We start from the raw sequence: 18,860 nt of genomic DNA on the forward strand, positions 1-18,860 counted from the left end.
AGTTGAGAACCGATATAAAGGAGGTAATACACATGCGAAACAAATCGAAAAACTTCCCTAATCGGATCTCCTTCTCAGGTGAGCCGAGATCAAAAGAAGAATTCTCTTCTAAACGGCCAGATGGATCCATTCGTGACCATCCGCAGGAGCGAATGTTTTTATCCAATCAACACCGAGATGATCAGTAACTCTTGCGGTTATGAATTTCATTCTGGGGGTGAATCAGTTGAACAAGAAAGACTACTTCTCATCAACGCGATTTAACGGTAAGTATTCTGACCCCTTTCACTCACCGCGTGCCAACTCGAAGCATGCGTATAACCAAGTGAATGGGGAAACCCAGCAAGCATTAAATAACTATGTGCTTGAAATTCAAACACGTAAGCGTTCATAGTGACGAATAAAGAAGCGGTCTTGATATCGCTTCTTTATTTATGTTTTTTAGTAAACTGATGTGGTGACCTTTAATTTACAAATACACCTACACAGACTTTTGAAAGCAAGCATCCTGTAACAGAAAACAGGATTCCTCTTTGCAAGTTGATTGGAGCATAAGGATGCGAGACTCCTGCGGGACAAGCGGTCAGGTGAGACCCTTAACGGCGCAAAGCGGCAAGGGGCTCACCGTCTGCCCCGCGGAAAGCGAGCATCCTGGAGCGGAAATCAACTGCTTTCTAAAGCAACATTGCACATTTAAGCTTCAAGTACCGAAATCGGCAAAGCTTCTAAAGTACTCTGTTTATTTTTGTAGCCCCAGGCAAAAATACCATTTAAGTACAGCACGGAAAAAATTGAACCCGGGTCTCCCTGAATGCCGTATTCTTTTCCGCTCTCAATCGATGAAGGATCCATTAGATAGCATTTTGCCATCGCGATCTTGCGTTCATGAACAGCGTACTCACTTACCATGCCCATTTGTTCGGCTTTTTGTGCTTTTGCTCGCAGCGAAGCAATTTCGCCTTTAATTTCAGCTTCTGTCATCTCGCTGAACCTTTTTTCCATTTGAATACTTCCCTTCTTTTCTGTACCCTATAAATGCTTGTGATTTAACTACATAGGAGTGATAACTTTGAACAAAACTGTAATTATTACGGGCGGCGGTTCAGGCCTCGGACTTGCGTTAGCCCATCAATATTATAAAAACTTCAACGTGTGCCTCATCGGCCGCACAGAAACAAAATTAGAACAAGCAGTACAAACCTTTTCAACCAGCAGTGAAAACACCGTATCGTACAAAGTTTGTGATGTAACCCATTATGAACAGATACAATCAGTGCTTCAATCCATTTTTGACAATGAAGACGTCCATTTATTAATCAACAACGCCGGTATGGGTGTTTTCCAGCCTCTTAACGAGTTATCTGAAAGCGACATCCGACAAATGATGGAGACAAACGTGTATGGTACGATTTATCCAACAAAAGCGGCATATCCCCTTTTCGAACAGCAGGGTTATGGCAAGGTAATGAACATTATTTCTACTGCTGGCTTACGCGGTAAAGTAAATGAATCTGTTTATTGTGCTTCTAAGTTTGCTGTAAGAGGATTTACTGAGAGCCTTGTTAAAGAATGGGATGGTTCTGGCATCTATCCAACCGCTGTCTACATGGGCGGAATGGATACACCGTTTTGGGACGAGTCCGATCATATCAGTGACCGATCACGTTTAAAATCCCCTGAAAAGGTTGCAGAACTAATTGTTGAACAAGACGACAATCGAAGTGAAATCTTTATAGATCGTTAAGCTCGTCCCCGCTCAGCAGTTCAGAAATAACATCAGAATCGAAGCCTTTGCTATATAAGAATCGTTTCATGCGCGACTCGTACTCGTACCCACTATACTTTTTGTATTTTTGGTGAGCTTTTCGAGCGTGAGTGAGCAAGGCTTCTTTTTCATCTTCAACAGATTGACTGATTTTAGCTTCTTGAAAGGCCAATTCAATCACTTCCCACATAAATCCTTTTTGCTGAAGCTGCTGAGCGATCCTCTGTTTTTGCTCTTTTTCAGAACGCTTGGCTCTGCTCGAAAATTGTTTTTGAATGAACTTCACACTTGCTTCAAGCTGTTCATCAAAACTAAACTGATTCAGCGCCTCTTCAGTATGGCTCTCACTGATCCCCTTTTTCTTAAGCTCTTGCCGAATCATTCCAGGCCCTTTAAAAGACGTATTCATGCGGCTTTTAACAAGAGAATTGGCAAAGGTTTTATCATTCACAAAATCGTATTCTGCCAGCTTCTCAAGTACCCTCTTGATCGTTTGCTGAGGTACCTCTTTTTTCTAAATACACGGCAATCTCATGAGCTGTTCTCATTCGAAAGGATAGGTAATGAAGAGCTTTGTTAAAGGCTTTTCGGTATGAGTCCTCTTCAATGATCTCTTCCCATTCCTTTTCATCGATCTCCATTCCTTTTTGAAGCTGAAACTTTATTAAAACATCAGCGTCTACGCTAAACGCAAACTCTTCCTTTGTGCCTTTTTGTATAAAAATATTAAATCGTTCATCGTTTTTTTGCTGAGCAGAAATCCTTGTTATGACAGCCATCTACCCACCTTCTTTCACACTTTAGTTTACCATAGTTGCTTGTTTCAAACGAATGAAACAAAACGAAAATTGACCTCCACTAATACGGGGATACGAAAATCGATGGCGCTCGTATTTTGCGTATGGCGCTCGTATTTTGCGTATGGCGCTCGTATTTTGCGTATGGCGCTCGTATTTTGCGTATGGCGCTCGTCCGGCGGGTAATAAATCCCGCCGAACGAGCATAAACCTCACCGAACAAACATAAATTTCGCACAGCCATCATAAAACGAGCTTAAAGCGAGCAAAATATTGTGTTTTATCATTTCCTACATAAAAAAGAAAACACCCTCTTCTAATTAAGAGGATGTTTCCTGCTGAAAGTGCAACCTGCACTTGTTTTTGAATTATCAACATCGTTTTGCATTTGCACCGTATTTATTCTCAAGCAATTCTGCAAAAAACTCTTTTTCAGTAGGAGGTGTCCGATCAGGATGTTTTTCTTTTAGATGTCTTACATAAGCTTGATAATCAGGCAAATTTGAAATTCCCTTTCCAATATATAAAATCACTTGAAAGATACTTCTTACCCATTCCCAAGCTGCTTTAAAACTCACGAAACATCACCCAACTTTGTTTGTACAAACGGCTCTTCAACGGTTTCCAAAGGTTTTTCACTCTTGATGGCTTTGTACCAGATTCTCATCGCATCAATGAGTACACCTAAGATAAGAAGCATAAAGATGGCCGTTAAGTAAGCGTTCAGCGTATTATTAAAGACTAGCTTTTCAGCTGCTTCTATAGACGGAACGGTAGGTGGTAAATTACCGCTCGCTACTGCTTCCTTCATTACCTCTGCTTGTTTTAAGAAACCTATTTTCGGAATTTCAGAGAAGATCTTTTGCCATGCAGCTGAGAACGTTACGATCATTAACCAAGCAAGAGGCACTAACGTAACCCACACAAACTTCTTTTTGCCCATCTTCAAAATGACAGTTGTTGCAACAATAAGAGCAATAGCAGCCAGCATCTGGTTAACGATACCAAACAGCGGCCACAAAGTATTGATTCCTCCAAGTGGATCTGTGACCCCAACTACTAAGAAGTAACCCCATCCAGCAACTACAAGTGCACTAGTGAAATAAACAGCGGGCATCGAGTCTGTTTTCCTAAGAGGTTTGAATACTTGGCCTAGAAGATCCTGAAGCATAAACCGCCCGACACGTGTACCCGCGTCAATGGTTGTCAATATGAAAACTGCCTCAAAAAGTATCGCAAAGTGGTACCAGAATGCCATCAATTGAGGACCTCCGATTACTTGCGAGAAAATTTGTGCAATCCCTACTGCTAGTGATGGTGCTCCTCCTGTTCGTGAAAGAATAGATTCTTCATCCACATTTTTAGCAAGTTCATTGATCTCGTCAGCTGATACTGTGAATCCCCAAGAAGATATAGTCGTTGCAGCTGTCGCAACATCAGTACCTATTGCTGCCCCTGGTGAGTTAATTGCAAAATAAATACCCGGAGTTAAAAGGGTTGCCGCTACCATAGCCATAATCGCAACAAATGATTCTGTAAGCATTCCAGCATAACCAATCATAGGTGCATGTTGTTCATTTGCTATTAATTTAGGAGATGTTCCTGAAGAGATCAGTGCATGGAAACCAGAGATGGCTCCACAAGCTATAGTGATAAACAAAAACGGAAATAGATTACCTGCAAATACAGGTCCTGTTCCATCAATAAATTTTGTAAGAGCAGGCATTTGAATCTCAGGCATTACAATTAGAATACCTAATGCCATCATTCCGATTACCCCAACTTTTAAGAACGTACTTAAATAATCTCTCGGTGCTAGAAGCATCCAAACAGGAAGTACGGAGGCTAAGAAGCCATAAACAATCAGCATGTAAGCCAATGTTTCACCGTCAAATGTGAAAAGAGGTGCAAGTGTTGGAGAATCAGCTACCCATTGACCGCTGATTAGAGCGAACACCAACAAAACAAAACCAATAATGGACGCTTCCCCTACTCTTCCTGGTCGTAAATAACGCATATATACACCCATAAAAAGTGCAATTGGAATGGTCATTGCAATCGTATAAGTACCCCATGGGCTGGACTTAAGCGCATTAACAACAACTAATGCAAGTACTGCAATTAAAATGATCATAATAGCAAAAACACCGATAAGTGCTAGAATCCCACCAACTGGTCCAATTTCTTCTTTTGCAATCTGGCCAATTGATTTCCCTCTGCGTCTCATGGAAATAATTAAAATAACAAAGTCTTGTACAGCTCCAGCAAGAACGGCTCCGACTATAATCCAAATGGTACCAGGCAAATAACCCATTTGAGCAGCTAGTGTTGGACCTACAAGTGGACCTGCACCCGCAATCGCTGCAAAATGATGACCATACAAAACCCATTTGTTTGTAGGAACATAGTCTTTACCATCCGCGTATCTTTCAGCAGGTGTAGCATTGTTTTTGTTAAGACTGAAAATTTTTGTAGCTATAAATCTTGCATAAAAACGATAAGCAATAGCATACGTACACAATGAAGCAACAACAAACCAAATCGCATTAATTTTTTCGTCCCTTTGGAGCGCGATGATTGAAAGGGCAATCCCCCAGCTAAAGCAATTCCAATCCATAATAGCGCTTTCAAAAATGGGTTCTTCTTTTTTGCCGGCACATTTCTCTGAAGCTCCATAAGCCTTCTTTCCTCCTCAATAGTGGTAATATAATATGTACAAGATGAATTATAACAAATATTCTTAATTTTTAAATAAATATAATGGAAAGAGGTGGATTTTTTTGAAAAGAATCTTAATCACTGGCGGCACAGGCTTTGTGGGAAGTGCTTTAACAAAACAACTTATAGAGGACGGAAATGAAGTTTATATCCTGACAAGAAGCGATAAACAGTCTCATGAGCAAGGAGTTAAGTTTGTGCAATGGATGGGCGATAAAGAACCAGAACTCCCACAAATCGATGCTGTTGTTAACCTTGCGGGAGAATCCATTAATGGGAGATGGACAGACGAAAAGAAAAAAGCGATATTAAACAGCCGTTTAAAAGTAACCGAAGAACTTTTAAACATCGTTGGAAAAGATGCCGAAAAAACCTAATGTTTGGGTGAACGCATCTGCGATTGGTTATTACGGAACATCAGAAACAAAAGTATTTACAGAAAACTCCGAAAGTCATGGCTCGGATTTTTAGCTGAAGTGGTTAAAGCGTGGGAAACAAAAGCAAAAGGCGCAGAGAGCCTTGGCTGCAGAACGGTATTTACAAGATTCGGGCTCGTTTTAGGAAGGGATGGTGGAGTACTTCCACAGTTAAGTCTTCCCTATCGTTTTTTTGCAGGTGGTACAGTCGGCTCAGGTGACCAGTGGGTTTCATGGGTTCATGTTGAAGATCTTGCAAAACTCATTAAAGAATCCATCGAGAACGAGCAATATTGGGGGCCTGTGAATGTAACTGCTCCACAACCAGTTACGATGAAAGAGTTTGGTCAAGTGACTGGTGACGTCATGCACCGTCCACATTGGCTTCCGGCTCCCTCCATTGCCTTCAAGCTCATATTCGGAGAAATGAGCATGTTGATTTTAAAAGGACAGCAAGTGCTTCCAGAAAAAGCACTGAACAATGGCTTTCAATTTAGTTATCCTCATCTCAAGGGGCTTTACATGATTTGTTACAATGATAATAAAAATAATTTATCAGGTGACACATAATGAAAATATTAATCCAAAAAGCAAAAGTCTATCCCATTACAAGCAAAGAGCTTCAGCAAGGAGATGTACTTGTAGAAAACGGCAAGATTCTAGCTGTAGAAAATCATATAGAACCCACATCTGAAATGGAAGTGATCTCAGCTGAAAACCTTCATCTTCTGCCTGGCTTCATTGATGTACATACTCACTTAGGACTTTATGATGAAGGTACAGGTTGGGCTGGTAACGATGCAAATGAAACCCATGAAGTGCTGACCCCTCATATTCGTGCCATTGATGGCTGTCATCCGCTCGATATCGCCTTTAAAGATGCTGTTCGTTTCGGTGTAACTACCGCGCACATTATGCCGGGAAGTGCTAATGTGATCGGTGGAACGACTTCTGTTATCAAAACACATGGTAATGACATTCGAAAAATGATTATTAAGGAAACAGCCGGTCTGAAAATCGCACTTGGAGAAAATCCAAAACGCATTCATAGCGGCCGTCATAATGATTCCATCACCCGAATGGGTATTATGGGGATGCTCCGTGAGGCCTTTTATCAAGCAAAAGACTCAGCATATCAAGATAATCTGCGTGTCGCACCGATCGCAGCTGCATTAAACCGTGAAATACCCGTTCGTATCCATGCGCATCGCTCTGACGATATTCTTTCTGCTATTCGTTTTGCGGAAGAATTCAACCTAGATTTTCGTATTGAACATTGTACAGAAGGCCATCTGATCGCTGATGCCTTCAAAGATTTAAACTTAAAAGTGAGTGTTGGACCAACTTTAACTCGAAAATCAAAGATCGAACTAAAGAACAAAACATGGGACACGTATCGCATACTATCTGAAAATAATGTTGAAGTTTCGATAACAACCGATCACCCATACGTTCCTATTCAATATCTAAATGTTTGTGCAGCCATTGCTGTCCGTGAAGGATTGAGCGAGAAAAAGCTCTTGAAGGAATTACGATTGCACCTGCTAGAAACCTTGGAGTTGATGATCGTGTGGGCAGTATTGAGCCAGGAAAAGATGCTGATTTATCCCTCTGGACCGAGCATCCGTTCCACTTTTCTGCGACCCCTGTAATGACGATGATCGATGGAGAAATTATTTACAAAAAATCTACAAAATAACTATTTTCTTTTTAAAAAAATGTCTTATGATACAAGAAGAGCAACATGCGGATTATGCGAATCCGGAACATTTTAAAAGTCGCTCTATAACGAAACCAAAAATTATTTCCATAAATTAAATATTGAGCAAGGGAAGGCAATTGGTGCGCCACCAGCTTTGACTGGTCCTAGTGGGTTCGATTCCCACCCCGAATTAATTTTTATTCTTAATTCGAGGGTGGGGATACTTCTGCCCTCTAGGAGGGATTAAATTGTTGAAAAAGCGTGATTTAACGGAGAGTCATGTTCTTTACAATTTAATGGTGCACCCAGAAGTCTTCCCTTTTGTACGCCAAAAAGCTGCTTCATTTGAGGAATTCATGTTCCTTACGAAGCAAACGCTAGAGGAAGAAGAACAAGGAAAGATTATCTCCAGAACGATATTGGATGAGTGGCAAAATCCAATCGGCACCATTAATCTATTCGATGTTCAAGATGGCTATGGCTTTCTTGGAACGTGGATTGGTCAGCCTTACTTTGGAAAAGGTTATAATTCTTTAGCAAAAGAAGCCTTCTTTTCTGAGTTGTTTTATGAAAAAGATATCCACACTGTTTTTATGCGTATTCGTAAAGTAAATGTCCGGTCACAGAAAGCGGCTGAAAAAATTCCTTACGTAACGCTTGCCAACGAAACAAGAAAAGATATTTACGATCAGCTTAATCAAGGCCAAGATATTTACAACTTATATCAGATCGAAAAAGATAACTATCTCATGCATCAGCTTCGTACACATACACAGCCTCTTGAAATTGTCGAAGAACAGTTAAAGGAAGCTTAATACAGGTAACTTGTGCGTGTGCTCTGCACATACTAACACCACCTTCACTTTTGAGGGTGGTGTTATTTTAATTAGGAGGTATGTTATGAAAAGCAGCAAGCAAGAAGCAAAAGAAAGAAATAACAATTTAACCAAAACCCAAGAAATACTCTACAAGGAAGAAATAAAATCTGCAGAATCAACGGCAGAATCAAAAGAAATGACGAACGAAGATTATTCGTAAAAAGGATGATTCTTCCTTTAATAAAATCCTAAAAACTGCACATTCTATATGTGAGGACAAGTTCCTCACTAGCTTTTGATTTACGTTTCAAACATCGTGATATCTTTAAGGAGGTATTTGTGTGGAAAAACGTAATAGAAAGTCCCCATCGCACAATAATGCTAAAGCTTCTCAAGCCAAAGGACTTGACGTCGAGTACTCAAGTGAATTGGCAGATCAAAACGATCTTGAAGCACAAGCACGTGCACAAGCCGCTGACCGACGCCAGAAAAACGGCCGTCGCTAAGTGCGAAAAGACCTGCTGTGATAGCAGGTCTTTTTTTAATATAGAAATCTTTATACAATTTTTACATGTGGATAAAGTTATGCACACCTCTGTGAATATTGTGAATAACTCTCTATCACGAAGAAACCAATGTGTGCAAATTTGTGCAAAACATAAAGGTTATGCACATTTTCTGTGGAAAAGCATGTGGATAGTGTGTATATTTCTGAATTTTTTAAGCTTTACATTTATTATTTGATTTCAAGTGTCTTAATAATTTTCGCAGGGTTTCCTCCAACTACTACATTGGCGGGAACGTTTTTTGTTACAACCGCACCAGAAGCGACGACTACGTTATCCCCAATCTTCACACCTGGATTAATTATTGCTCCTCCACCAAGCCAAACATTATCACCAATTTCCACAGGTTTACCAAATTCTGCACCTGAATTACGTTCGGCTGGATCTAATGGATGAGTAGCCGTATAAATGTGAACGCCTGGCGCGAGCATGCAATTATCCCCAAACCGTACTTCGCAAACATCTAAGATGGTGCAGTCAAAGTTAGCAAAGAAGTTTTCCCCGACATGAATGTTATAGCCGTAATCGCATCTAAAGTTAGGTTCAACTCCTATATTCTTACCCGTTGAACCAAAAAGCTCTTTCATTATTTGGCTTCTCTTATCCCATTCTTCTTCTGTTGTCGCATTATATTTTCTAGTCAGCCTTCTTGCACGAGTACGCTCGTCCATGAGTTGCTGATCATCTGGTCGGTACATTTCGCCTTCTATCATCTTTTCTTTTTCAGTTCTCATGTAGTACTCCCACCTTCTGATTTTTTATAGTTTTAACATTGAAGCTTTTGTATGCAACGTGTATTTCCCTATTATTTAAGTACTAAAGTACAAACTGCCTCAATTTGAGCTGTTTGAGGAAACATATCCACAGGTGTGATTTGTTCAACTTCAAAGCCGTTACTTATCAACATGTGGACATCTTTTGCTAATGTTGATGGATTGCATGAAACGTAAACCATTCTTTTCGGTTTTGTTTTTATTACCGTTTCTAAGAATGTAGGATCACAACCGGTTCTCGGAGGATCTACTACCACAACATCAGGCTGCCAACCTTCTTTTAACCATTTTGGGAGCAGTTTTTCAGCTTTCCCAGCTTCGTAATGTGCATTTGTTATATTATGTTTCTCTGCATTCTTTCTGGCATCTAAGATGGATTCTTTAATAATGTCCATCCCTCTAACTTCCTTAGCATGTTTTGCAAGCCACATGCCGATTGTTCCTGAACCGCAGTAAGCATCTACTACTTTTTCTTCTCCAGTAAGTTTCGCCTGTCTTTTTACCTCGTCATAAAGTTTGACCGTTTGCTGTGGATTTAATTGAAAAAAGGCACGTGCTGACAGTTCAAAACGAAGGTCCCCTAAATGTTCGGTGATCGTATCTTTTCCGTACACGCCTTCCGTTTGCTCACCAAAAATGAGAGATGTTTTTTCTTCATTTACGTTCTGAACAAAGGATGTAACTTGAGGAAGTCTCTTCTTAATCTCGGCAACAAAAAGGTCTTTTTTCGGCAGTTCATTTGATGCCGTTACGATGACTAACTGAATCTCATCAGTACGGAAAGCTGTTCTTACAACAATCGTACGAATACTGCCTGATTGTTTTCTTTCGTCATATACTGATAGGTTCAGATCACGAATGATTTGTTTCACTTTATTTGTCACAATATTCGTATCTTCATGCTGCACGAGACAGTGATCAATGTTGATTAACTTGTGTGAATTGCTGCTGTAAAGTCCTGCAATTACGGTATCATCGATTTTGCCCACTTGAAATTGAGACTTATTTCGATAGGACCAAGGTTCGTCCATTCCAATCGTTTTTCCAACATTCAGTTTGTCTTTATTAATCTTTGTGTATCGTTCGAAAGCTTGAACTACAATATCCCGTTTTTCTTTAAGCTGAGCAGGATAGGACATGTGCTGAATCTGACATCCGCCGCACGTCTCATAGATTGGACATGGCGGTGTCACTCTGTTCTTCGATTTTTTAAATACTTTTTTAATTTTTGCTTCTGCTCGATTAGGAAAGACTTTTGTAATAATGACCGATATTTCTTCTCCCGGAATCCCTCCAGGAACAAATACAACCTGTCGTTGATGAAATCCTATTCCTTCACCATTGATTCCAAGGCGTTTGATGGAAAGAGGAATAGTCTGGCCAACTTTCATGATCGAATCTACTTGTTTTTTATTCTTCATATATTTTTCACTCATTCCTTAGCTAAAAGTTGCTTTCCTTATTGTAGACGAAACAGCTCGCTTCTACCAACATCAATCCATTCAAATTTAAGAGGTTAGTTTTTAGAAAAATCTAATAAATATACGAAAAGGTGTTGAATAGAAAAATTAACCACTGTATAATGACAATGTCGAAAGCGCTTTCGTAATTTCCGCTTTTTATTTTTTGATATTTACGAAACCGCTTTCGTAAATATTGTAAGAACAAAATTTAAAGGAGGATATGTTCTTTGAAAAAAACCTGTGCTTTGTTATTGAGTGCTTTATTGGTTATGCCAAGCGGGGTTTCCGCCTCTCCAAAAGAAGGTGCTGATGATTCTGTGAAAAATAAAACGCAGCACAAACCTAAGTGGTCTCTCACCTGGTCGGATGAATTTAATAAACCTGCTATCGATCCTGATAAATGGACGTATGACACCGGAAATTGGATTAAAGACGAAGAAGGCAATCTTATCTCTCCGGGTTGGGGAAACAATGAAAAACAATATTATACGAAGTCTGAAGAAAACTCTTTTATAAAAGACGGTAAATTGGTCATTCGTGCTCAAAAAGAAACGACTACAGATGATACAGGAACGTATAATTACACTTCTGCCAAATTAAAAACAAAAGGGTTATTTAGTCAAACATATGGACGATACGAAGTCAGAGCCAAACTGCCTGTTGGAAAGGGTTTGTGGCCAGCCGTCTGGATGCTGCCTGAGAAAGACAAATATGGCGGATGGGCCGCATCAGGTGAAATTGACATCATGGAAGCGTGGGGAAGCAGACCAAATGTGGTCGCTGGTACCATCCATTATGGTGAAACATGGCCAAACAATCGTTATACAGGAAAAGAATATGAACTGCCTGAAGGACAGGGAATCAATACGTGGCATACGTATGCTGTAGAATGGGAACCAGGTGAAATTAGATGGTTTGTCGATGGAAACCTGTATCAAACCCAAAATGAATGGTACGCAAAGAATCAAAACAATCCTATAAAATATGCATATCCAGCACCATTTGATCAAAACTTTTACTTAATCATGAACCTTGCAGTAGGCGGATGGTTTGATGGAGACCCTGATGAAACGACAACATTCCCTCAACAAATGGAGATTGATTACGTCCGTGTTTACGATTTAAAAAATCAAGATTATCGTGATCCCGTCGAGCCAACACCACAGCCTGTAGAATTGCCTGCAGATGCAAAACAACCATTAGCTGATGGCAACTTAATCTATGATGGAAACTTTGAAAAGCCTTTTACAATCGTCACTCAGAACGAGCAGAAATTAGATAACTTGTACTGGAACCTTGTCACTCTACCTGATTTTGGTGGTCAAGCTTCTGTAGAAACTGAGCTAATCAATGACAAGAATTTTGCTAAGATTTCACCTACTACACCAGGCTCCCTCGTGCACTCTGTACAAGCCATCCAAAATGTTTCACTTGGTAAAAGCGGAAGATATAAAGTTAGTTTTGATGCAAAATCATCCGCTGATCGTCAAATGGTCGTGAAAGCAGGTGGAGGAGCTGATCGGGGCTGGAGCAAATATTCGAACGAAGAAACCATAAAGCTAAGTAACAGCCTTGAGTCATATGCGTTTACATTTGATATGCTTGCTGACACCGACATAGCTGCTCGCCTAGAATTCAATCTTGGAAATAACGGGACAGCTCCCGTGTGGATTGGCAACGTACGTGTAGAAGAAGTTACAAATGAACCCATTGATGAGGCCGCTTCAAAACCCCTCTCCGAGACGGCAATCATATTTATAACGGTACCTTTGATCAAGGCAGTATGGATCGTATGACGTATTGGAGTTTTGAATCAAATAACAAGAAAGATAAAGCGACTGTTAGTGAGGAATCTCGTGAATTTCATGCGAATTTAAAAGGACATTCCTCTGAGGCAACGGATAAGTACCTTGTCCAAAAAGGGGTTCAATTAATCAAAGACAATGAGTATGTCTTATCCTTTAAAGGCAGAGCAGATAAAGACCGAGCTATTAAGATAGGGCTGTTGAATGAGGATGGCAGTAAATCGTATATTACTCCTTATAAGACGAAGCTCAACAAAAAAAGCGATCAATACGAAATGAAGTTCACATTTAATGGTGAAACTTCTGACTATAACAGCCAGTTGATCTTCTATTTAGGCGGAGATTCTGCAGATGTTTATTTGGATGATATTGTTTTAAAGAAATTAACCAATATCCCTGACTACGACAATGTGGATATGAATCCTTTGAAAAATGGCGATTTTAGTTCTGACTTGTCTCACTGGAACAGCTATATCCATTATGATGCAGGAGCGAGTATTGTGAGTGAGAATGAACAGGCAAAGATCAGCATTGGTAACGAAGGAAATGAAACTTGGAGTGTCCTCCTTGAACAAGGAAAACTTGCTTTAGTTGAAGGACTTCAGTATGAATTACGTTTTACAGCACGTTCAGAAATTGCTCGCGACATAGAAGTGACGCTTGAAAACGCACAATACAACAGATATTTTAATGAAAAAGTACAAGTAGGAGCTGAAGAAACAAACTACGCTTATACTTTTACTCCTTCAGCAACAGATACGATGGCACTTAAATTCCTTTTTGGAAAAAGTACTCAATCCCTATTGGGAATCACACTATCTATTTAGATAATGTGGAGCTGAAAGTACTAAAATAAATTTTTAAAAAGACGCTTAAATTCTATTCTCGTCTACACAGTCGAGTCAGATTTTAAGCGTTTTTTTACTCTTGTGCTTTTTTATAACTTGCAAACCATAAAAAAACCTTTGTCATAAACAAAGGCACAAATCATTGAAACAATAAAGGCGGCGCAGCTTTATTTATTTTTAATTCGTCAAGGCTCTTGAACGTATAGCCTCTTTTTTGAAGAGCTTCTATCGTTGTCTCTAACGCATCCGCGTTATCTTTCGAGACAGTATGAAGCAGCATAATACTGCCGGGGTGAATCTGCTTCATGATCTGGTTGTACGAATATTTCCAGCCACGCTGTTTATCTGTTTCCCAATCTAAAAAAGCAAGTGACCAAAACACATGTGTATAGCCTTCTTGTTTTGCGAGCATGATCGTTCTTTCGCTAAATACACCTCTTGGAGGACGAATATAGTGCATGTCCGTTCTGCCGGTTAGCTCAGTGTATCTTAGTTTTACTTTTTCAAGCTCATTTTTCAGTCTAGCATCGGATACTTGGGTAAGGTCTGGATGGTGGTAAGAGTGGTTCCCTACAATATGCCCTTCTTCAGCCATTCGTTTTATTAGGTGAGGGTGAGTCTTCATAAATTGTCCGGTTACAAAAAAGGCAGCAGGTACTTTCTTTCTTTTCAATACATCCAAAACATCATCGGTATAACCATTTTCGTATCCATTATCAAAAGTTAAATAGATGTCTTTTTTGGCAGGATCTCCGATAAAAAGACTATCGTATTTATGAATGAGCTCCATATATCTAGCGTCAGTAACAGGAGGCTTTTCTTTCCCTTTTTCTCAAAGTACCATTCAAGTTTTTGATTAGATACTCCTCGCTGAGCATAAATAACATGTGTTTGTGCAAAAAATATGATTGATACCAATATTAGGCACAGGAGCCGGTTGATTCTCATCTTACTTCCTCCTTCAAACGACAGCCTATACCTTTATTTTGCAGTATTAACAGAAAAGCATGCTAGGGATATAAAGGAAGTATTGTTGTGGGTTGCGTGTGACATGGCGCTCATAAACCTTGAGAATCGCTCATAAACCTTGAGAATCGCTCATAAACCTTGAGAATCGCTCATAAACCTTGAGAATCGCTCATAAACCTTGAGAATCGCTCATAAACCTTGAGAATCGCTCATAAACCTTGAGAATCGCTCATAAACCTTGAGAATCGCTCATAAACCTTGAGAATCGCTCATAAACCTTGAGAATCGCTCATAAACCTTGAGAATCGCTCATAAACCTTGAGAATCGCTCGTCCAGCGTGCACTATGTGCCGCTGGACGAGCATGTATCATCCGAAGGTAATAAAATTTCTCGACACCCATGAAAAGTTACGTAAAAATTTATTGACTTGAAATTTCTGATTCTGAAAAAAGGTAAAACCACAGTTCAACATGCGAACTGTGGTTTATAAGAAATTTTATTTAAAAACCGGATCTTTAAACTGCTCCAGCTTTTGTAAAGATGACTTTTCAACATGCTCATGAAGGCTGTTTCCGTGTGAATCCATCGTTACAACTGCTGTAAATCCATTTACGCGAATGTGCCACATCGCTTCCGGAACACCGAATTCCATTAGATCAACACCTTCAACTTTTTCCATACACTCCGCATAATATTGCGCTGCACCACCGATAGCGTTTAGATAAACACCGCCATGTTCCTTAAGAGCAGCAAGCGTTTTTGGACCCATCCCGCCTTTGCCAATAACCGCGCGGATTCCGAACTTTTTCATGATATCGCCTTGATAAGGTTCTTCACGAATACTTGTAGTCGGTCCTGCCGCTTTTACGACCCAGTTTCCTTCAGCGTCTTTTGCCATAACTGGTCCACAGTGGTAGATAATCTGTCCGTTAAGATCAATTGGTGCCGGATTATCCATAAGGTGCTTGTGGATCGCATCACGGCCGGTATGCATCATACCATTGATCGTTACAACGTCTCCTACTTTCAGTTCGCGGATTTGCTCTTCTGTAATTGGCGCTTCCAACGTAACGCTTCTTGTTTTTTCTTCTTGCTGTTCTACAGCTGCAGCTGCTTCTTCTTCAGCCTTATTGAAATCCACTTCTTCGCCTTCTGTATACAGCCATTCTTGGATTTCGCCTGTCTCAGCATTCAACTTCACACCTAAGCGGCGATATGCCCAGCAGTTGTAAGCTACAGAAACGAAGAAACTTGCTGGAATACGGTTAATCACGCCGACCTTACAGCCTAACAGCGTTGTTTCACCGCCAAAGCCCATCGTACCGATTCCAAGCTTATTCGCATTCTCCATCACATACTCTTCAAGCTTGCGAAGGTTTTCATTCGGATTTACATCATCAACTGAACGGAAAAGCATTTCTTTTGCTAACTCGTACCCAGAAGTTCGGTCTCCACCGATGCCTACACCGATAAATCCAGCACTGCATCCTTGGCCTTGTGCTTGGTAAACAGAATGCATGATACATTTACGAATGCCATCCAAGTCACGTCCGGCACGTCCCAATCCTTCTAACTCAGCAGGAAGACTGTATTGAATATTCTTATTCTCACAGCCGCCTCCTTTTAAGATCAGGCGGGCATCAATATAGTCTTCTTCCCATTGTTCAAATTTTATAACAGGCGTACCATCGCCAAGGTTGTCCCCGCTGTTGTCACCTGTGATGGAGTCAACAGAGTTCGGACGAAGCTTCGTATCCTTTGTTGCGTCTGCAATCGCTTGTCGAATCGCTTTTTTCATCTTAATCTGATTTACGCCTACTGGAACTTTAATTTTAAATGTAGGAAGTCCTGTGTCCTGACAGATTGGCGAAACATTTTCATCCGCTTTTAAAATATTATCTGTAATCGTATCTAGAGACATTGCAGCACGTGTTCCTGCATTTTCTTTAAGTTTTGCTGCAAGAATCGCACGGCGAACGTCTTTTGGCAATTTAGTTGAGGTTTCAACAATCAGCTTGTACATGCTTTCTTGAAATTTCTCCATCTCTTCACTACCCCTTTATAACTTTGCTATTGTAAGCGTACACAATTTTAATGTCTTTATTATAACAAAAAAATCCGTCTCTTTAATAAAGAAACGGATTTCAGCTTATTTTTCTTCCCAATCGTGACGGAATTGTTTGCACTTTTCTTCTAAGTCATCAAGCATTCCAATAATTCTGTCGATCTCTTCAATCCCAGCTGTTTCAGCATCTATAGAATCTAAAACATCAACTAATAAATCAATACGATTTTTAATATATTCTTTTTGAGAGGATTTATCCTGAATAGAGTTACCCATGTTGATCTCTCCTTTCCATCCACTCTACTTTAACAAGGCTAGCCGGTTTTGCCAATACAGAATTAAGCATTTGCCAACAGAAGTTTAGCCTTTTTCTTTAACGTGCGTTCAGTTAAGATAGAAATTGTCCATATTGGTCGTGAAGGAGAATATTTAATGGTATTTAAAACGGAATTAAAAGCGATAACCCCAGAGCATGATCCGTGGGAAGCTTATTTAGATATGGTAGAGCACCAAAGACTGCAGCTATCCAATATTGAAATTACAACAACGACACTTTGCAACATGCGCTGTGCTCATTGTGCTGTCGGTTACACTTTGCAAACGAAGGATCCTGTAGCTCTTCCGTTGGACCTTGTCATTAAAAGACTCGATGAGATCCCTCAGTTAAGAGCGTTCAGTATTACAGGCGGAGAACCGATGCTGTCTTTAAAATCGGTTAACAACTATGTCGTGCCCCTGCTAAAGTACGCCAAAGAACGAGGTGCACGCACACAGATTAACTCAAATTTAACTTTAGATTTAGCGCGTTATGAAAAAATTATTCCGTACTTAGATGTGCTTCACATTTCCCATAACTGGGGAACGCTGGAGGAATTTTCAGACACAGGCTTTGCGATGATGGAGAAGAAACCTTCAGTTGCACAAAGAGAGGCATATTTTTCACGCCTTGTCGAAAACGCTCAAGCCCTAACGAAAGCAGGAGTTATGGTTTCGGCTGAAACGATGCTCAACAAAAAGACTCTTCCATATTTAGAAGACATACATAAACACGTTCTTGAGATGGGCTGTCAGCGCCATGAGATTCATCCTATGTACCCGAGTGACTTTGCGAGTACACTGGAGACGATCTCATTAGAAGAAATGCGAGAGAGTATTCATCATCTCCTTGATATTCGGGACAAGAAAACTTGGATGCTCTTTGGCACCCTTCCCTTTTATGCTTGCTCTGAAAACGAAGAGGACTTGAGATTGATGAGAAGACTTCAAACCGAAGAAAATGTTACAGTGCGTAATGATCCCGACGGACGTTCAAGACTAAACATCAATCTGTTTGATGGTAATATCATCGTTACAGATTTTGGTGATGCTCCTGCACTCGGGAACATTAAAGACACAAGTTTGCTCAACGCTTATAAAACATGGAATGATTCAGCTCTTGCAAAAGAACTTAGCTGCCACTGTCCTGCAGTTCAATGTTTGGGACCAAACGTACTTGTCAAAAACTCGTATTACAAAGATACAGACTTTACAATAAACACGTCTAAGCTTTAAAGCGTTAAAAAGTTATAAACTTTACAAAAGTAAGTTTAAATCGTATAATAAAAGGAAATTATAAACTGGAGTTTTAGCTTTGTACTAATAGAGGTGAATGATAATGGATTATAGTACTATGTGTCCGAAATACGAAGTAGCCATGGATATTATCGGTAAAAAGTGGACAGGACTCATCATTCGCGTTTTGATGGATGGACCTAAACGATTTAAAGATATTAAGTCCCAGATTCCTGAGATGAGTGATCGTATGCTTACTGAGCGCATGAAGGAATTAGAGTCTGTGGGAATTGTAAAACGCAACGTTTATCCTGAGACACCTGTGCGAATTGAGTATTCACTGACGGATAAAGGAAATTCTTTAAAAACAATCATCAATGCGATCCAAGACTGGAGTGAGCAATGGGTTGACCATTGTTAAGGTTAACGGGGAAGTTAATTTCCGTTTCAGGATGCTCGCTTTTCGCGGGGTGTGCGGTGAGCCTCTTAGCGCTCTGCGCTGTTAAGAGATTCACCTGTCCCACTCATCCCTCATGAAGATAACCAAGCATCATCTCGGATAGAATTGAACATTGTTCTAATCAAAAAGAAAGGACAGCCATC

The 18,860-nt window shown here is 40.1% G+C and carries 20 protein-coding genes and 3 pseudogenes; 13 read left to right on the forward strand and 10 right to left on the reverse strand.

The annotated features are described in order from the left end of the window. Positions 1–32: 32 nt before the first annotated feature. The 3 genes from sspK (at position 33) to ACEWFH_RS20695 (ending at position 697) form a co-directional block, all read left to right on the forward strand. Positions 33–188, forward strand: coding sequence for a small, acid-soluble spore protein K (sspK, locus tag ACEWFH_RS20685; RefSeq protein ID WP_066242730.1), 156 nt, complete (start codon positions 33–35; stop codon positions 186–188). A gap of 38 nt (positions 189–226) precedes the next feature. Beyond that, positions 227–394, forward strand: coding sequence for a YpzG family protein (locus tag ACEWFH_RS20690; RefSeq protein WP_077364736.1), 168 nt, complete (start codon positions 227–229; stop codon positions 392–394). Between the two features lie 150 nt (positions 395–544). Next, positions 545–697, forward strand: a complete 153-nt coding sequence (locus ACEWFH_RS20695; protein WP_473725486.1) for a hypothetical protein — start codon at positions 545–547, stop codon at positions 695–697. On the opposite strand, the gene ACEWFH_RS20700 is transcribed toward ACEWFH_RS20695, so the two are convergent. Further along, positions 694–1,002, reverse strand: coding sequence for a YfhH family protein (locus ACEWFH_RS20700; protein WP_473725487.1), 309 nt, complete (start codon positions 1,000–1,002; stop codon positions 694–696). The genes ACEWFH_RS20695 and ACEWFH_RS20700 overlap by 4 nt on opposite strands. Positions 1,003–1,060: 58 nt before the next feature. On the opposite strand from ACEWFH_RS20700, the gene ACEWFH_RS20705 reads away from it, so the two are divergent. Further along, complete coding sequence (locus tag ACEWFH_RS20705) at positions 1,061–1,744, forward strand: SDR family NAD(P)-dependent oxidoreductase (protein WP_473725488.1); 684 nt, start codon at positions 1,061–1,063, stop codon at positions 1,742–1,744. On the opposite strand, the gene ACEWFH_RS20710 is transcribed toward ACEWFH_RS20705, so the two are convergent. The 4 genes from ACEWFH_RS20710 to ACEWFH_RS20725 all read right to left on the reverse strand — a co-directional run bounded on the left by ACEWFH_RS20710 (position 1,731) and on the right by ACEWFH_RS20725 (position 5,179). Next, on the reverse strand, positions 1,731–2,216 hold the full coding sequence (locus tag ACEWFH_RS20710; RefSeq protein ID WP_473725489.1) for a RecX family transcriptional regulator: 486 nt from the start codon (positions 2,214–2,216) through the stop codon (positions 1,731–1,733). The genes ACEWFH_RS20705 and ACEWFH_RS20710 overlap by 14 nt on opposite strands. Positions 2,217–2,238: 22 nt before the next feature. Next, the gene (locus tag ACEWFH_RS20715; protein WP_473725490.1) at positions 2,239–2,544 is read right to left on the reverse strand and encodes a hypothetical protein; all 306 of its coding nucleotides are present in this window, start codon (positions 2,542–2,544) and stop codon (positions 2,239–2,241) included. Positions 2,545–2,933: 389 nt separating this feature from the next. After that, on the reverse strand, positions 2,934–3,140 hold the full coding sequence (locus ACEWFH_RS20720; protein WP_473725491.1) for a YbdD/YjiX family protein: 207 nt from the start codon (positions 3,138–3,140) through the stop codon (positions 2,934–2,936). Then, positions 3,137–5,179, reverse strand: coding sequence for a carbon starvation CstA family protein (locus ACEWFH_RS20725; protein WP_473725492.1), 2,043 nt, complete (start codon positions 5,177–5,179; stop codon positions 3,137–3,139). The genes ACEWFH_RS20720 and ACEWFH_RS20725 overlap by 4 nt, the downstream gene beginning before the upstream one ends. Positions 5,180–5,342: 163 nt before the next feature. On the opposite strand from ACEWFH_RS20725, the pseudogene ACEWFH_RS20730 reads away from it, so the two are divergent. From ACEWFH_RS20730 to ACEWFH_RS20750, 5 genes and pseudogenes are all read left to right on the forward strand, one after another. Beyond that, a pseudogene (locus ACEWFH_RS20730) lies at positions 5,343–6,266 on the forward strand (TIGR01777 family oxidoreductase). Then, positions 6,266–7,395 (forward strand): annotated as a pseudogene (locus ACEWFH_RS20735) (amidohydrolase). Before ACEWFH_RS20730 ends, ACEWFH_RS20735 begins: the two co-directional pseudogenes overlap by 1 nt. Positions 7,396–7,646: 251 nt before the next feature. Then, positions 7,647–8,213, forward strand: a complete 567-nt coding sequence (locus tag ACEWFH_RS20740; protein WP_473725493.1) for a GNAT family N-acetyltransferase — start codon at positions 7,647–7,649, stop codon at positions 8,211–8,213. Positions 8,214–8,298: 85 nt separating this feature from the next. After that, on the forward strand, positions 8,299–8,436 hold the full coding sequence (locus tag ACEWFH_RS20745) for a hypothetical protein (RefSeq protein WP_473725494.1): 138 nt from the start codon (positions 8,299–8,301) through the stop codon (positions 8,434–8,436). Between the two features lie 121 nt (positions 8,437–8,557). Beyond that, positions 8,558–8,722, forward strand: a complete 165-nt coding sequence (locus ACEWFH_RS20750) for a YfhD family protein (protein ID WP_289497109.1) — start codon at positions 8,558–8,560, stop codon at positions 8,720–8,722. 230 nt (positions 8,723–8,952) lie between these two features. Here ACEWFH_RS20750 and ACEWFH_RS20755 read toward each other — a convergent pair whose 3' ends face one another. Together ACEWFH_RS20755 and rlmD are read right to left on the reverse strand one after the other, a co-directional pair. Further along, positions 8,953–9,516 carry a maltose acetyltransferase domain-containing protein gene (locus ACEWFH_RS20755; protein WP_473725495.1) on the reverse strand — a complete coding sequence of 188 codons (564 nt, stop codon included), beginning with the start codon at positions 9,514–9,516 and terminating at the stop codon, positions 8,953–8,955. Between the two features lie 71 nt (positions 9,517–9,587). Continuing rightward, positions 9,588–10,976 (reverse strand): 23S rRNA (uracil(1939)-C(5))-methyltransferase RlmD, encoded by a 1,389-nt coding sequence (gene rlmD, locus ACEWFH_RS20760; RefSeq protein WP_473725496.1) that lies wholly within the window; start codon positions 10,974–10,976, stop codon positions 9,588–9,590. 269 nt (positions 10,977–11,245) lie between these two features. Between rlmD and ACEWFH_RS20765 the strand changes: the two genes are divergently transcribed. Then, the gene (locus ACEWFH_RS20765; protein ID WP_473725497.1) at positions 11,246–12,814 is read left to right on the forward strand and encodes a family 16 glycosylhydrolase; all 1,569 of its coding nucleotides are present in this window, start codon (positions 11,246–11,248) and stop codon (positions 12,812–12,814) included. Beyond that, positions 12,811–13,650 (forward strand): carbohydrate binding domain-containing protein, encoded by an 840-nt coding sequence (locus ACEWFH_RS20770; RefSeq protein ID WP_473725498.1) that lies wholly within the window; start codon positions 12,811–12,813, stop codon positions 13,648–13,650. Before ACEWFH_RS20765 ends, ACEWFH_RS20770 begins: the two co-directional genes overlap by 4 nt. Positions 13,651–13,810: 160 nt before the next feature. On the opposite strand, the pseudogene pdaA reads toward ACEWFH_RS20770, so the two are convergent. The 3 genes and pseudogenes from pdaA to ACEWFH_RS20785 all read right to left on the reverse strand — a co-directional run bounded on the left by pdaA (position 13,811) and on the right by ACEWFH_RS20785 (position 16,982). Next, a pseudogene (gene pdaA, locus ACEWFH_RS20775) lies at positions 13,811–14,619 on the reverse strand (delta-lactam-biosynthetic de-N-acetylase). A gap of 518 nt (positions 14,620–15,137) precedes the next feature. After that, positions 15,138–16,685: a fumarate hydratase gene (locus ACEWFH_RS20780; protein ID WP_473725499.1), complete on the reverse strand. Its 1,548-nt coding sequence runs from the start codon at positions 16,683–16,685 to the stop codon at positions 15,138–15,140. Positions 16,686–16,790: 105 nt separating this feature from the next. Next, entirely contained in the window at positions 16,791–16,982 is a 192-nt protein-coding gene (locus ACEWFH_RS20785) for an SE1561 family protein (RefSeq protein ID WP_066243343.1), read from the reverse strand. Positions 16,983–17,138: 156 nt separating this feature from the next. On the opposite strand from ACEWFH_RS20785, the gene yfkAB reads away from it, so the two are divergent. Then, positions 17,139–18,257 carry a radical SAM/CxCxxxxC motif protein YfkAB gene (gene yfkAB / locus ACEWFH_RS20790; protein WP_473725500.1) on the forward strand — a complete coding sequence of 373 codons (1,119 nt, stop codon included), beginning with the start codon at positions 17,139–17,141 and terminating at the stop codon, positions 18,255–18,257. Positions 18,258–18,360: 103 nt separating this feature from the next. After that, positions 18,361–18,678, forward strand: coding sequence for a winged helix-turn-helix transcriptional regulator (locus ACEWFH_RS20795; protein ID WP_066243338.1), 318 nt, complete (start codon positions 18,361–18,363; stop codon positions 18,676–18,678). Positions 18,679–18,860: the final 182 nt, after the last annotated feature.

This window comes from Fictibacillus sp. EA-CB0309 (genome assembly GCF_055814265.1).

Excerpts from the sequence above, each read along its gene's own strand:
- sspK (WP_066242730.1), top strand. The coding sequence starts at position 33 with ATGCGAAACAAATCGAAAAACTTCCCTAATCGGATCTCCTTCTCAGGT.
- ACEWFH_RS20700 (WP_473725487.1), bottom strand. The coding sequence starts at position 1,002 with ATGGAAAAAAGGTTCAGCGAGATGACAGAAGCTGAAATTAAAGGCGAA.
- ACEWFH_RS20715 (WP_473725490.1), bottom strand. The coding sequence starts at position 2,544 with ATGGCTGTCATAACAAGGATTTCTGCTCAGCAAAAAAACGATGAACGA.
- ACEWFH_RS20725 (WP_473725492.1), bottom strand. The coding sequence starts at position 5,179 with ATGGATTGGAATTGCTTTAGCTGGGGGATTGCCCTTTCAATCATCGCG.
- ACEWFH_RS20745 (WP_473725494.1), top strand. The coding sequence starts at position 8,299 with ATGAAAAGCAGCAAGCAAGAAGCAAAAGAAAGAAATAACAATTTAACC.
- ACEWFH_RS20755 (WP_473725495.1), bottom strand. The coding sequence starts at position 9,516 with ATGAGAACTGAAAAAGAAAAGATGATAGAAGGCGAAATGTACCGACCA.
- rlmD (WP_473725496.1), bottom strand. The coding sequence starts at position 10,976 with ATGAAGAATAAAAAACAAGTAGATTCGATCATGAAAGTTGGCCAGACT.
- ACEWFH_RS20770 (WP_473725498.1), top strand. The coding sequence starts at position 12,811 with ATGACGTATTGGAGTTTTGAATCAAATAACAAGAAAGATAAAGCGACT.
- ACEWFH_RS20780 (WP_473725499.1), bottom strand. The coding sequence starts at position 16,685 with ATGGAGAAATTTCAAGAAAGCATGTACAAGCTGATTGTTGAAACCTCA.
- ACEWFH_RS20785 (WP_066243343.1), bottom strand. The coding sequence starts at position 16,982 with ATGGGTAACTCTATTCAGGATAAATCCTCTCAAAAAGAATATATTAAA.
- yfkAB (WP_473725500.1), top strand. The coding sequence starts at position 17,139 with ATGGTATTTAAAACGGAATTAAAAGCGATAACCCCAGAGCATGATCCG.
- ACEWFH_RS20795 (WP_066243338.1), top strand. The coding sequence starts at position 18,361 with ATGGATTATAGTACTATGTGTCCGAAATACGAAGTAGCCATGGATATT.